1 rRNA gene is annotated in these 256 nt (G+C 44.5%); it reads right to left on the bottom strand.

Going from position 1 to position 256, the window contains the following annotated elements:
- Positions 1-143 precede the first annotated feature (143 nt).
- Positions 144-256 (bottom strand): 23S ribosomal RNA (locus tag HU147_RS19675); the annotation flags it as partial.

Below are 256 nucleotides of genomic sequence, written 5' to 3' on the forward strand. Positions count from 1 at the left end.
TTTGCCATCATCACTGGACTGGATTGTTTTTGAAAGACAAGTTTTATTATACCAAGTCTACCTGGTATTGCAAGCTTTTTTTTGAAAAAAACTTGCGGCTTGCGCCTTCAAAACTGGATATGCGACATATGAAAACAACGGTGTTGGTTAAGTCCTCGATCGATTAGTATTCGTCAGCTGCACGCGTCGCCGCGCTTCCACCCCGAACCTATCTACCTCATCGTCTTTGAGGGATCTTACTTGCTTGCGCAATGGG

The sequence above is a fragment of the Planococcus chinensis genome (genome assembly GCF_020071995.1).
Classification (GTDB): Bacteria; Bacillota; Bacilli; order Bacillales_A; family Planococcaceae; genus Planococcus; species Planococcus chinensis_A.